The sequence below is a fragment of the Kitasatospora sp. NPDC001159 genome, from assembly GCF_053598235.1.
In genome coordinates this window covers 1-13,538 of record NZ_JBSFJV010000092.1, presented here as the reverse complement: position 1 = coordinate 13,538, position 13,538 = coordinate 1, and the positions used below count along the sequence as shown (strand labels likewise).

The following is a 13,538-nucleotide window of genomic DNA, read 5'->3' as shown; positions in this document are numbered from 1 at the left end:
GCGGTGACTCGTCCGAAATGGGTGGGGCGTGGCAAGCGTCTGCTCCGATCCTCAAGCGCGGCAAGCTTGTTGGGACCCTAGCTCATTTCGTCCCGGAACGTTCCGGGGGTAGCCGCCGAGGACCGGCTTGGCCGGAAAACAGCTGTGCGGTGGTGGCCCGCCGTGCAAATCTCGGGAGTCGCAACCGCTACCGACGGAGGGGTTACATGATTCGCCGCGCTAATCCCCGTACCAGCGTTCGGAACAGAAATGGCAAGGCGCGTCGAGTGGGCGCCCTGGTGGTTCTCACGACCGCCGCCGCGACGCTGCTGCCGACCACCGGCGCACATGCCGTGGACCGGGTCGACTGCGGAAACCGGGACGATTTCGCGAAGGTGTGGAACTACGGCTACAGCGGCCAGCTCTGCTTCGCGAACGACGGCTGGATGGCCGTGCGGATCTACAACGTCGACCGGATCGACGCGGGCAACAACAAGGTCATCACCTATCTCGGCGGCGGGCTCGGCTCGTGGACCGTCTTCAGCTGGGAGCGCTACGACTTCAACGCCAACCAGGGGCACCAGGTGATGATGTACGACATCAACCTGTCCCGTTGGTAGTGCCCGTTGCGCGCGCTCGCCCTGACGGCTTTCGCTGTGGCGGTCTTCCCCGTGACGGCCTTCGCCGATCGGACGGGTGGGGGCGTCCGGTGCGGCCGGTGCGCGGGCCGGGCGGTGAACGGGGCGGCGGAAGGGCGAGGCCGAGACCCGTGGCGCCCTCCAGGAAAGGGCGCCACGGTTCCCGGCGCTTGGGCGGGCGCCCCCACCCAGGGTCGCCCGGCCTCGCACCTCCGACCCCCATCGGGGGTGCGACAGTGCCGCCACAGCCATCCCCCACGGTTGGGTGCGGCGGGCACGTTCACCATGGTGCGCGATCTCCATGGACGGCCAGTGACCGGGGTGTGTCCAGTTCGTGGCGGATGGCGGAGCCGGACGTCGACCGGTGTCCGGCTGGTTCGTCCACCGGCTGCCCGGTGTTCCGTCCAGTGGTTCGTCCGCGGTTGTGTCCCTGAAAGCTTCGGGGTGGCGACCGCCGGTTCGTCCCCGCCCGGCGCCGCCGGGGCCGTACACCGCGTGCCCGTCACTGCCGCGGCGTAGGCTGGAGACCCCCGGCCGCTCGGCGTGCCGGGCCGTTCGCGTTGCCCCGGCGGGCCTTCGCCGCCCGGAGGCAGCACCAGCCACGGGACGAAGAAGAGACCCCAGATGAGCCTGACCGGACTGCTCGATGTCGTCGCGCGGGACGCGGCGCTCGCCGAGGCTATCGAGGCGGCCACCGCCGCCGGAGCCGAGGCCGGCGGCCGCCGCCACCTGGACCTGGTCGGACCGCCCGCCGCGCGGCCGTTCGCCATCGCCGCGCTGGCCCGCGCGCTGGCCGGACGGGCCGCCGGTGACCGCGGCCGTCCGGTGCTCGCCGTCACCGCGACCGGCCGGGAGGCCGAGGACCTCGCCGCCTCGCTGCGCTCGCTGCTGCCGCCCGACGCCGTCGCCGAGTACCCGGCCTGGGAGACCCTGCCGCACGAGCGGCTGTCGCCCCGTTCGGACACCGTCGGCCGCCGGCTGGCCGTGCTGCGCCGGATCGTGCACCCGCGGGCGGACGACCCGGCGGCCGGGCCGGTGCAGGTGATCGTCGCCCCGGTCCGCTCGGTGCTGCAGCCCCAGGTCAAGGGCCTGGCCGAGCTGGAGCCGGTGGCCGTCCAGCGCGGTGAGTCGCACGACCTGGAGGAGGTGGCCCGCAGGCTCGCCGCGGCCGCCTACGCGCGGGTCGAACTGGTCGAGAAGCGCGGCGAGTTCGCTGTCCGCGGCGGCATCCTGGACGTCTTCCCGCCGACCGAGGAGCACCCGCTGCGGGTGGAGTTCTGGGGCGACGAGGTCGAGGAGATCCGTTACTTCAAGGTCGCCGACCAGCGCTCGCTGGAGATCGCCGAGCACGGGCTGTGGGCGCCGCCCTGCCGTGAACTGCTGCTGACCGACGAGGTGCGGGCGCGGGCCGCCGAACTGTCCGCCGGGCACCCCGGGTTGGCCGAGATCCTGGACAGGATCGCCGAGGGCATCGCGGTCGAGGGCATGGAGTCGCTGGCGCCGGTGCTGGTGGACGACATGGAGCTGCTGCTCGACGTGCTGCCGCTCGGCTCGGTCGCGGTGGTCTGCGACCCCGAGCGGGTCCGCACCCGGGCCGCCGACCTGGTGGCGACCAGTCAGGAGTTCCTGCACGCCTCCTGGGTCGCCGCCGCAGCCGGCGGGGACCGGCCGATCGACCTGGAGGCCATCGACGTCTCCGCCGCCTCGCTGCGCTCGCTCGCCGAGGTGCGCGAGCACGCGGCCGAGATCGGGCTGCCCTGGTGGTCGGTCAGCCCGTTCGCGACGAGCGAGTCGATGGTGGACGGCGTTCTCGAGTTCGACGCCAACACGCTGACCCTCGGCATGCACGCCGTCGAGGCGTACCGGGGCGACACCGCCCGGGCGATCGCCGACGCCAAGGAGCGGCTGGCCGCCGACTGGCGGGTCGTCATGGTGACCGAGGGCCACGGCCCGGCCTCGCGGCTGGCCGAGGTGCTGGGCAACGAGGGCATCCCGGCCCGGCTGGTCGCCGACCTCGCCGAGGCGCCCACCCGGGACGTCGTCTACGTCTCCTGCGGCTCGATCGAGCACGGCTTCGTGGACGAGAACCTCAAGCTCACCGTCGTCACCGAGACCGACCTGTCCGGCCAGAAGTCCTCCACCAAGGACATGCGCCGGATGCCGTCCCGGCGCCGCAACGCGATCGACCCGCTGGCCCTGGCGGCCGGCGACTACGTCGTCCACGAGGCGCACGGCGTCGGCCGGTACGTCGAGATGGTGCAGCGCACCGTCCAGGGCGCCACCCGCGAGTACCTGGTGCTGGAGTACGCCCCCGCCAAGCGCGGCCACCCCGGCGACCGGCTGTTCGTGCCGACCGACCAGCTGGACCAGGTCACCAAGTACGTCGGCGGCGAGGCCCCGACGCTGCACCGGCTCGGCGGCGCGGACTGGGCGAAGACCAAGCAGCGGGCCAAGAAGGCGGTCAAGGAGATCGCCGCCGACCTGATCAAGCTGTACTCGGCGCGGATGGCCGCGCCCGGCCACACCTTCGGCCCGGACACCCCGTGGCAGCGGGAGCTGGAGGACGCCTTCCCGTACGCGGAGACGCCGGACCAGCTGACCACCATCGCCGAGGTCAAGTCCGACATGGAGAAGTCCGTCCCGATGGACCGGCTGATCTGCGGCGACGTTGGATACGGTAAGACTGAAATTGCTGTGAGAGCGGCGTTCAAGGCGGTGCAGGACGGCAAGCAGGTGGCGGTGCTGGTGCCGACCACGCTGCTGGTGCAGCAGCACTTCTCCACCTTCGCCGAGCGGTACGCCAACTTCCCGGTCACGGTGAAGGCGCTCTCCCGCTTCCAGACCGACAGCGAGGCCAAGGCCGTGCTGGAAGGGCTGTTTGAGGGCTCGGTCGACGTGGTCATCGGCACCCACCGGCTGTTCTCCTCCGAGACCAGGTTCAAGGACCTCGGCCTGGTCATCGTCGACGAGGAGCAGCGCTTCGGCGTCGAGCACAAGGAGCAGCTGAAGAAGCTGCGGGCCAACGTGGACGTGCTCACCATGTCCGCGACCCCGATCCCGCGCACCCTGGAGATGGCGGTCACCGGCATCCGCGAGATGTCCACCATCACCACCCCGCCGGAGGAGCGGCACCCGGTGCTGACCTTCGTCGGACCGTACGACGAGAAGCAGATCTCGGCCGCGATCCGGCGTGAACTCCTGCGCGAGGGCCAGGTGTTCTACATCCACAACCGGGTGGAGTCGATCGACAAGGCCGCCGCCCGGCTGAAGGACCTGGTGCCCGAGGCGCGGATCGCCACCGCGCACGGGCAGATGGGGGAGACCCAGCTGGAGAAGGTCGTCGTCGACTTCTGGGAGAAGGAGTTCGACGTCCTGGTGTCGACCACGATCGTGGAGTCCGGCATCGACATCTCCAACGCCAACACCCTGATCGTCGAGCGCGGCGACACCTTCGGCCTCTCCCAGCTGCACCAGCTGCGCGGCCGGGTCGGCCGTGGCCGCGAGCGCGGCTACGCGTACATGCTGTACCCGCCGGAGAAGCCGCTCACCGAGACCGCGCACGAGCGGCTGGCCACCATCGCCCAGCACACCGAGATGGGCGCCGGCATGTACGTCGCGATGAAGGACCTGGAGATCCGCGGCGCGGGCAACCTGCTCGGCGGCGAGCAGTCCGGGCACATCGCGGGGGTCGGCTTCGACCTCTACATGCGGATGGTGGGCGAGGCGGTGGCCGAGTTCCGCGAGTCGCTGGCGAACGGCGGCGAACCGGAGGAGGAGCCGCTGGAGGTGAAGATCGAGCTGCCGGTGGACGCCCACGTGCCGCACGACTACGCGCCCGGCGAGCGGCTGCGGCTGCAGGCCTACCGCTCGATCGCGGCGGTCAACTCGGAGGCGGACATCCAGCAGGTCCGGGACGAACTCGTCGACCGCTACGGCAAGTTGCCCGAGCCGGTGGAGAACCTGCTGCTGGTCGCGGCGCTTCGGCTGTACGCCCGGCGGTGCGGGATCTCGGACATCACCCTGCAGGGCTCGAACATCCGCTTCGGGCCGGTGGAGCTACGAGAGTCCCAGCAACTGCGGCTGAACCGGCTCTACCCGCGCAGCCAGGTCAAGGGAACGGCCCAGCAGTTGCTGGTACCCCGGCCGAGCACCGGCCGGATCGGCGGCAAGCCGTTGGTCGGGCGGGACCTGCTGGGCTGGTGCTCGGAGTTCCTGTCGGCCATGTTCGACGACCTGGCGGGGGCGAAGAAGTAGCACCTGGCCGGTCGACGGTCCACGGCGGCCTCGGGCTTCGGCCCGGGGCCGCCGTTCTGCTGGGTACGGGGGCTGTGCGCGGGCCGCGGTGGTGAACGGAGGCGTCAGCCGATCTTCCACTGGCCGACCTGGTTGGCGAAGCCGTTGTCGAGGCGAACTGGACCTTGTCGAGCTTGGTGCCGTCCGGGACCTCGAAGGTGACGAAGCCCTTGCCGGTCTCGCCGGGGGCGATGTCGGTGGGGGTCTGGAAGGCCGGGCCGGCCTTGGTCTCCTCGAGGTTCGGGAACGGGTGTCGTACGCCGTCGGTGGGCGGGGCTCTGCGGGTGCCGTTCGGGCGTGGGAAGTCGGCGGGGCCGACTTCCGGTGTGAGTGGGAGTGCGTCCGGCCCGGCGGGCTGCTCGCCGGGGCGGGTAGGTTCGAGGTGTGACGACGAATGTTCCGGGCTCGAAGTTGATCCTGCTGACCACCACCCACCGGGTGGCTCCCGGGCTGCTGGCGTGGCCGGCGTGGGAGGCGTTGCGGTCGGCGGGGCGGGTGTTGGTGGGGGAGGAGGGGCATCCGCAGGTGGCCGCGGTGCGGCAGGCCGGGGTGGCGGTCGAGGTGGTGGGGGCGGAGTCGGCGCCGGCGTTGGCGCGGCTGTTGACCGAGCAGCCGGCGGAAGCGGGGCCGACGGTGTGGCTGGGGAGTCCGGACGGGGATCCGGGGCTGACGAACGCGCTGGCGCGGCTGGCGGTGGAGCACGTCGGGGAGGTGCCGGAGATCGAGGTGCTGCCGGGCTCGTACGACCTGCCGGGGTCGCGGCTGCTGGACCTGGTGTCGGTGATGGACCGGCTGCGTTCGCCCGGCGGGTGCCCGTGGGACGCCGAGCAGACGCACGAGAGCCTGGTGAAGTACCTGGTCGAGGAGGCGTACGAGCTGGTCGAGGCGATCGAGGAGGGGGACCGGGACACGCTGCGCGAGGAGCTGGGCGACGTGCTGCTCCAGGTGTTCTTCCACTCCCGGATCGCCGAGGAGCACCCGACCGGGCCGTTCACGATCGACGACGTGGCCGGGGACATCGTGGAGAAGCTGGTGTACCGGCACCCGCACGTGTTCGGGGACGTCGAGGCCGCGGGCGCCGCCGAGGTGGAGGCGAACTGGGAGCAGCTGAAGGCGGCCGAGAAGGCGGACCGGGAGTCGGTGCTGGACGGCGTGCCGGCCGGGTTGCCGGCACTGGCGTACGCGGCGAAGCTGGTGTCCCGGGTGCGCCGGGCGGGGTTCGAGGGTGTGCCGGACGCGCCGTACGAGCTGCCGGCGGAGCTGACCGCGGAGTCGGCGGGCCGGCTGCTGCTCGCGGTGGTGCAGCGGGCGCACGACGCCGGGGTGGATGTGGACGCGGCGTTGCGCTCGGCCGCGCGCGGTTACCGGGACGCAGTGCGCGCGGCCGAGGGGCTCAAGCCGGAGTAGTCGGCTCAGGCCGCCGTGGCGGTGTGCTCGGCCGGGCGCCGCTGCGGCGGGACGAGTTCGCCGATGGCCTCGCCGATGAGGGCGACGAGTTCGGCGAGGCGCTCCAGGTCGAGGTGGTCGGGCAGGTCGGCGAGGGAGACGATCCGCTCGCCGTTCGGGCCGGCGACGCAGAAGAGGTCGATCGGCCCGAGGTGCTTCTCGGCGGTGTCGACCAGGGCGGCGACGTCGCTGGGGCGGCGGATGTCTCCGCAGACGCCGACGACGGGGCAGCCAGGCCGGTCGAGTTCGGCGGCGAGGTCCTCGGCGATGCCGACGTGGGTGTCGGCGATCAGCATCCCGGCGGCGCCGGCCGCGGTGAACCGGCGCGCGAGGCCGGCTCCCGAACCGCCGTCGAGGACCGCGATGACGACGACTGCCCCGCTGACCCGCATGGTCTGCTCCTCCCTGTGGGCGACACCGCACCGGCGCCCACGCGTACTGCGGAGGATCGTAGGCACGTCCTGACCCTCCGCAACAGGGATTACCCCGCAGGTGACCAGACTCACGCCTGCCGCCCGACCAAGAGCTGTCCAAGAGCCGCCCACGGGCCGTCCCCGGAGCGTTGGCGGCGTGCCCGCCCGCCGCCGGCGGACCACTCGTGCGCCGTTCGCGGACGGTTGACGGTCAGGGCGCGCCGGGCCCAGCGGTTACGGTCGACCCATGCCTGCTCAGCCCGACGCCGCCCAGCCCGCCCCGCAGCTCTTCACCTGGGAGTTCGCCGCCGATCCGTACCCCGCCTACGCGTGGCTGCGCGAGCACGCCCCGGTGCACCGCACCAAGCTGCCGAGCGGGGTGGAGGCGTGGCTGGTGACGCGCTACGCGGACGCCCGGCAGGCGCTCGCGGACAGCCGGCTGTCGAAGAACCCGGCGCACCACAGCGAGCAGGCGCACCGCACCGGCCGGGTGGGCATCCCGGGGGAGCGGCAGGCGGATCTGATGACCCACCTGCTGAACATCGACCCGCCGGACCACACCCGGCTGCGCCGTCTGGTGTCGAAGGCGTTCACCCCGCGCCGGGTGGCCGAGTTCGAGCCGCGGGTGCAGCAGCTCACCGACCGGCTGATCGACGGCTTCGCGCAGCGCGGTTCGGCGGACCTGATCCACGAGTTCGCCTTCCCGCTCCCCATCTACGCGATCTGCGACATGCTGGGCGTGCCGGCCGAGGACCAGGACGATCTGCGTGACTGGGCGGGCATGATGATCCGCCACCACGGTGGGCAGCGCGGCGGCGTGGGCCGGGCGGTCAAGCGCATCCGCGCCTACCTGGTGGACCTCATCCACCGCAAGCGGGCCGACCCCGGTGACGACCTGATCTCCGGCCTGATCCGGGCCAGCGACCACGGCGAGCACCTGACGGAGAACGAGGCCGCCGCCATGTGCTTCGTGTTGATCTTCGCGGGGTTCGAAACCACCATCAACCTGATCGGCAACGGGACGTACGCGCTGCTGCGCGATCCGGGGCAGCGGGCGCTGCTGCAGGAGTCGGTGGTGCGCGGGGAGACCGCGCTGCTGGAGACCGGTATCGAGGAACTCCTGCGCTACGACGGGCCGGTGGAGCTGGCGACCTGGCGGTTCGCGACCCGGCCGCTGACCATCGGCGGGGTGGACATCCCGGTCGGTGATCCGGTGCTGGTGGTGCTGGCGGCGGCGGACCGCGACCCGGCCCGGTTCGCGGACGAGAACACCCTCGACCTGGCCCGGACCGACAACCCCCACCTGGGGTTCGGGCACGGCATCCACTACTGCATCGGTGCCCCGCTGGCCCGGCTGGAAGGGCGCGCCGCGCTCGCCACGCTGCTTTCCCGACTGCCCGATCTCCGGCTGGCTGAAACCCCGGAGAATCTGCGCTGGCGCGGCGGTCTGATCATGCGTGGATTGCGCGAACTTCCGGTCGAATTCAGTCCCGAGATCCGGTCTCCGCACGCCGTTCCCGAGGCTCCGGCACACTGACGTGAAGTCGCTGATGTGCCTTTGATGCCGGTATGAAAGCCCATCAATAGGGACAAACAGGCGCCACTGGTAGGCGATTGATCACATGCCGTAATTTCTGTGTGATGTCGGTGATATGAGCTTGTGATTGGTCTGAAGATCTGTCTAGTCTCCCTGGAGTTCGCAGCTGCGGACCTCGTGCGCGGAACGCCGAATCCTGCCCGCCGCGTCACGGGAAACCGACCAGAACCCTGGGCAGGGGCGGGGGAACCAGGTTTGTTGCCGTCCTCCACGGCTTGGGGTGAAGCCGCCCGAGCGGAACCGTTTCCGCATGCGGCGGCCGGGCCACCTCCCGGTCCGAACCCGACAGCTCACCTCGCAGGCGTGCGGAGAGGGACGTCTTCATGCTGTTCGTTGGAACTGGCCGTCACCGTCGTCGCACCCAGACCGAGAAGGCCATCGCCGTCGCCGGTGTGGCCGGCGTCGGACTCGCGATGCCGCTCCTCGCCGCCACCGGCGCCTCCGCCGCCCCGGCCTCCGCCTGGGACTCCGTCGCCCAGTGCGAGAGCGGCGGCGACTGGAGCATCAACACCGGCAACGGCTTCTACGGCGGCCTGCAGTTCACCTCCAGCACCTGGAAGGCGTTCGGCGGCACCGCGTACGCCTCGCAGGCCAACCAGGCCAGCAAGGCCCAGCAGATCTCGGTCGCCGAGAAGGTGCTGGCCTCCCAGGGCCCGGGCGCCTGGCCGGTCTGCTCCCAGAAGGCGGGCCTGAGCAAGGGTGGTGCCCCGGCCGTGGTCGACACCTCCTCGGACGCCAAGCCGCAGTCCGCCCCGCAGCAGCAGACGCCCAAGCGGCAGGCCCCGAAGCAGCAGGCCCCCAAGCCGGCCGCGAAGCCAGCCCAGCAGCCGGTCCAGCAGTACGCTCCGAAGCACGCCGCTCCCAAGCAGGCCGAGGAGCCTGTCGAGCAGTCGGTCCAGCAGTACGCTCCGAAGCACGCTGCCCCGCGCGCCGCCCAGCCGGTCCAGGCCGGCCCGGCCGGCCACGACTACACCGTCCACTCCGGTGACACCCTGTCGGGCATCGCCGCGGCCCAGGGCGTGTCCGGCGGCTGGCAGGCGCTGTACGACGGCAACCGCGGCACGGTCGGCGGCGACCCGAACCTGATCGTGCCCGGCCAGGTCCTGCACCTCGGCTGAGCCGGGTCCACAGGGCCTCGGGTGACGCTCCGAAGGACTCGGACAACACCCCGGGAGCGAAGGGGGCCACGCCCGGCCCCCTTCGTCCGCATTCGTCCGCGGCAAAGGGACAAGCTGGGACAAGCAGGTGAACTACCGGCGGGTAGTGGGCCACACGCTGAGACGGAGCCGAGGTCGACGTGGCCCCGGGAGCCCGGGCGGTTAGGCTCTGGTCGTAACGACTCCGCAATCATCCCGCCGGCAGCCACCACCGTCGGCCGGACCCTGCTTCCGCAAGGAGATGCCTCGTGCCGTCCATCGATGTCGTCGTAGCCCGTGAGATCCTCGACTCGCGCGGCAACCCCACGGTCGAGGTCGAGGTCGGCCTCGACGACGGCAGCACCGGTCGTGCCGCTGTCCCGTCGGGTGCCTCGACCGGCGCCTTCGAGGCGCTGGAGCTGCGCGACGGTGACAAGAACCGCTACTTCGGCAAGGGCGTCGAGAAGGCCGTCCTGGCCGTCATCGAGCAGATCGGCCCGGAGCTGGTCGGCTACGACGCCACCGAGCAGCGCCTGATCGACCAGGCCATGCTCGACCTGGACGCCACCCCGGACAAGTCCTCGCTCGGCGCCAACGCCATCCTGGGCGTCTCGCTGGCCGTCGCGCACGCCGCCTCCGAGGCCAGCGACCTGCCGCTGTTCCGCTACCTGGGCGGCCCGAACGCGCACGTCCTGCCGGTCCCGATGATGAACATCCTCAACGGCGGCTCGCACGCGGACTCCAACGTCGACATCCAGGAGTTCATGATCGCCCCGATCGGCGCGGAGTCCTTCTCCGAGGCCGTCCGCTGGGGCGTCGAGGTCTACCACACCCTCAAGGGCGTGCTGAAGGAGCGCGGCCTGTCCACCGGCCTCGGCGACGAGGGCGGCTTCGCCCCGAACCTGGACAGCAACCGCGAGGCCCTCGACCTCATCATGGAGGCGATCCAGAAGGCCGGTTACGTCCCCGGCCGTGACATCGCCCTGGCCCTGGACGTCGCCTCCTCCGAGTTCTTCAAGGACGGCGCCTACCAGTTCGAGGGCAAGGCCCTCTCGGCCGCCGAGCTCATCGAGTACTACGCCGAGCTGGTCGCCGCCTACCCGCTGGTCTCCATCGAGGACCCGCTGGACGAGTCGGACTGGGACGGCTGGAAGGCCATGACCGTCAAGCTGGGCGACAAGGTCCAGCTGGTCGGCGACGACCTGTTCGTCACCAACCCGGCCCGCCTGGCCAAGGGCATCGAGACCGGCACCGCCAACGCGCTGCTGGTGAAGGTGAACCAGATCGGCTCGCTGACCGAGACCCTGGACGCCGTCGAGCTGGCCCAGCGCAACGGCTACCGCTGCATGATGTCGCACCGCTCCGGCGAGACCGAGGACGTCACCATCGCCGACCTGGCCGTCGCCACCAACTGCGGCCAGATCAAGACCGGCGCCCCGGCCCGCTCCGAGCGCGTCGCCAAGTACAACCAGCTGCTGCGCATCGAGGAGATCCTCGACGACGCCGCCGAGTACGCCGGCCGCGGCGCCTTCCCGCGCTTCCGCTCCGCGGAGTGATGAGCACAGTCGCTCTGCGGACCAGTAAGCACAGTGAGTACGAGGGCTGACCCCTCCGGTACGAGGGCCGACCGCTCCCGTACCGAGGCCGAAGACCGGAGGGCCGAAAGTCCCCGGTAGCGCAAGCCTGACCGGTGCCCCGCCGCACACCCCGTAGGGTGGACGGCGGGGCACCGTCGCGACCAGGAGGGGATACGGAGATGGCTGGCTGGAGGATCCCGGGCTTGGCGGCCCGGCCTCGATTCACGAGCCGGGCGACCGTCCTCGTCCTGGTGCTCTGCTCGCTGGTGGCGATCCTCGCCTACCCGACGCGGCAGTTCGTCTCCCAGCGCGCCGAGATCTCCGCCCAGCGGGCGAAGGCCGACCACTCGCGCCAGCAGGTCGAGCAGCTGCGCCGGGAGAAGGCCCGCTGGCAGGACCCGGAGTACGTCAAGGCGCAGGCCCGCGCCCGGCTGCACTACGCGGTGCCGGGGGAGACCCCGTACATCGCGGTGGACCCGGCCGGCCCTGCCGCCCAGCCCTCCGCGCCCGCCGCACCGGCCTCCTCCGGTAGTTCGGCCAGGGCCGCCAAGCCCTGGTACACCAGCATCTGGGACTCGGTGGACGCCGCCGACACCGTCGCGCTGGCCCCCGCCACTCCCCGTCCGCTCCCACCGTCCCTCGTTGGAGACCCCACCCCCCATGACCACTGAGAACCACCCCGCCGTCTCCGACGCCGACGTCGCGGCCATCGCCGCCCAGCTCGGCCGGGTGCCGCGCGGCCTGCGCGGTGTCGCGCACCGCTGCCCCTGCGGCAACCCCGACGTCGTGGAGACGGCGCCCCGGCTGCCGGACGGCACGCCGTTCCCGACGCTGTACTACCTGACCTGCCCCAAGGCTGCCTCGCTGATCGGCACCCTGGAGGCGGACGGCGTGATGAAGGAGCAGAGTGCCCGGCTCGCCGAGGACCCGGAGCTGGCCGCCGCCTACCAGAAGGCGCACGAGGACTACATCGCCCGCCGCGACGCGATCGAGGTGCTGGAGGGCTTCCCGAGCGCCGGCGGCATGCCGGACCGGGTGAAGTGCCTGCACGTGCTGGTCGGCCACTCGCTGGCGGCCGGCGAGGGCGTCAACCCGCTCGGCGACGAGGCGATCGGCATGCTGGACGACTGGTGGGCCAAGGGCCCCTGCGTCTCCCCGGCCGAGGTCCAGGAGGCCGGTGAGCGGGTCGCCCGCAACCGCGCCAAGGAGCAGGACCACGAGGCCGTGATCGCGGCCAAGCAGCAGAAGACCGTCGAGCGCGCCGCCAAGAAGCGCGCCGCCGAGGAAGCCGCGGAGCAGGAGTCCGAGTGAGCATGACCCGCGTGGCCGCGATCGACTGCGGCACCAACTCGATCCGCCTGCTGGTCGCCGACCTCGACCCGGAGACCGGCGAGATCACCGACCTCGACCGCCGGATGATCATCAACCGGCTGGGCCAGGGCGTGGATCAGACCGGCCGGCTGCACCCGGACGCGCTGGCCCGCACCTTCGCGGCCTGCCGGGAGTACAAGGAGATCATCACCGGCTTCGGCGTCGGCCCCGAGCGCACCCGCTTCGTCGCCACCAGCGCCTCCCGGGACGCCGAGAACAGCGACGAGTACGTCAAGGGCGTGCGGGACATCCTGGGCGTCGAGCCCGAGGTGGTGAGTGGCGAGGAGGAGGCGCACCTGTCCTTCGTCGGCGCCACCAAGGAGCTGACCGGCGGTCAGTTCCCCTCCCCCTACCTGGTGTTCGACCTCGGTGGCGGCTCGACCGAGTTCGTGCTCGGCGGGTCGGACGTGCAGGCGGCGCGCTCGGTGGACATCGGCTGCGTGCGGCTCACGGAGCGGCACTTCGGTGGCGCCGAGCTGCCCTCCGAGGAGCAGATCGCGCAGGCCCGGGCGCATGTGCGGGCCGAGTTGGACAAGGCCGAGGAGGTGGTCCCGCTGACCGGCGCGGCCACCCTGGTGGGCCTCGCGGGGACGGTCACCACGGTGTCCGCGATCGCCCAGGACCTGCCCGAGTACGACTCCGAGCGGATCCACCACTCCCGGATCAGCCGCGAGCGGGTCGCCGAGGTCGCGCGCGAGCTGCTGGCCGCCACCCACGCGGAGCGCGCGGCCATCCCGTCGCTGCACCCGGGGCGGGTGGACGTGATCGCGGCCGGGGCGCTGGAGCTGCTGGAGATCATGGAGCGGACCGGCGCCGCCGAGGTGGTCGTGAGCGAGCACGACATCCTGGACGGCGTCGCCTGGAGTACGGCCTCCTGACGGTCCGCGCGGCCGGGCGCTTGCCGCCCTGATCCGCGGCGCGATGAGGTGTCCGCCCCGGCTCCGGCGCCCCTCCGGGGCGCCGGGGCCGGGGGGGGGCCCAAACAGCGGCGCGGGGCAGGGGGGGGGGCCCCCCGGCCCGCCGGCGGCGCGGCCCCGACCGCCGCCCTGCACCGCGCCCTGGACGCCCTGCAGTCCTCCGCCGCCTCC

General features: G+C 72.0%; 10 protein-coding genes and 1 riboswitch. Of the genes, 9 read left to right on the top strand and 1 reads right to left on the bottom strand.

Annotated elements, in window-relative coordinates; translation table 11 throughout:
- Positions 1-266: 266 nt before the first annotated feature.
- From ACWC9T_RS32690 to ACWC9T_RS32680, 3 genes are all read left to right on the top strand, one after another.
- Positions 267-599 carry a beta/gamma crystallin domain-containing protein gene (locus tag ACWC9T_RS32690; RefSeq protein ID WP_449824669.1) on the top strand — a complete coding sequence of 111 codons (333 nt, stop codon included), beginning with the start codon at positions 267-269 and terminating at the stop codon, positions 597-599.
- Between the two features lie 642 nt (positions 600-1,241).
- Positions 1,242-4,871: a transcription-repair coupling factor gene (gene mfd / locus ACWC9T_RS32685; RefSeq protein ID WP_449824668.1), complete on the top strand. Its 3,630-nt coding sequence runs from the start codon at positions 1,242-1,244 to the stop codon at positions 4,869-4,871.
- 423 nt (positions 4,872-5,294) lie between these two features.
- Positions 5,295-6,317, top strand: coding sequence for a MazG family protein (locus tag ACWC9T_RS32680; RefSeq protein ID WP_449824667.1), 1,023 nt, complete (start codon positions 5,295-5,297; stop codon positions 6,315-6,317).
- Between the two features lie 5 nt (positions 6,318-6,322).
- Here the strand turns inward: ACWC9T_RS32680 and ACWC9T_RS32675 are convergent, their stop codons facing one another.
- The gene (locus ACWC9T_RS32675; protein WP_449824666.1) at positions 6,323-6,748 is read right to left on the bottom strand and encodes an SDR family NAD(P)-dependent oxidoreductase; all 426 of its coding nucleotides are present in this window, start codon (positions 6,746-6,748) and stop codon (positions 6,323-6,325) included.
- 268 nt (positions 6,749-7,016) lie between these two features.
- On the opposite strand from ACWC9T_RS32675, the gene ACWC9T_RS32670 reads away from it, so the two are divergent.
- From ACWC9T_RS32670 to ACWC9T_RS32645, 6 genes are all read left to right on the top strand, one after another.
- Positions 7,017-8,306, top strand: a complete 1,290-nt coding sequence (locus ACWC9T_RS32670) for a cytochrome P450 family protein (protein ID WP_449824665.1) — start codon at positions 7,017-7,019, stop codon at positions 8,304-8,306.
- A gap of 210 nt (positions 8,307-8,516) precedes the next feature.
- A riboswitch (cyclic di-AMP (ydaO/yuaA leader) is annotated at positions 8,517-8,684 on the top strand.
- Positions 8,685-8,689: 5 nt separating this feature from the next.
- Positions 8,690-9,484: a transglycosylase family protein gene (locus tag ACWC9T_RS32665; protein WP_449824664.1), complete on the top strand. Its 795-nt coding sequence runs from the start codon at positions 8,690-8,692 to the stop codon at positions 9,482-9,484.
- Between the two features lie 287 nt (positions 9,485-9,771).
- Entirely contained in the window at positions 9,772-11,058 is a 1,287-nt protein-coding gene (gene eno, locus ACWC9T_RS32660; RefSeq protein ID WP_355670007.1) for a phosphopyruvate hydratase, read from the top strand.
- 200 nt (positions 11,059-11,258) lie between these two features.
- A complete protein-coding gene (locus ACWC9T_RS32655) occupies positions 11,259-11,750 on the top strand; it encodes an FtsB family cell division protein (protein WP_449824663.1) in 492 nt (163 codons plus the stop codon).
- Positions 11,722-12,390, top strand: coding sequence for a DUF501 domain-containing protein (locus tag ACWC9T_RS32650; protein ID WP_449824662.1), 669 nt, complete (start codon positions 11,722-11,724; stop codon positions 12,388-12,390). Before ACWC9T_RS32655 ends, ACWC9T_RS32650 begins: the two co-directional genes overlap by 29 nt.
- 2 nt (positions 12,391-12,392) lie before the next feature.
- On the top strand, positions 12,393-13,328 hold the full coding sequence (locus tag ACWC9T_RS32645; RefSeq protein ID WP_449824684.1) for a Ppx/GppA phosphatase family protein: 936 nt from the start codon (positions 12,393-12,395) through the stop codon (positions 13,326-13,328).
- The last annotated feature ends 210 nt before the right edge of the window (positions 13,329-13,538 follow it).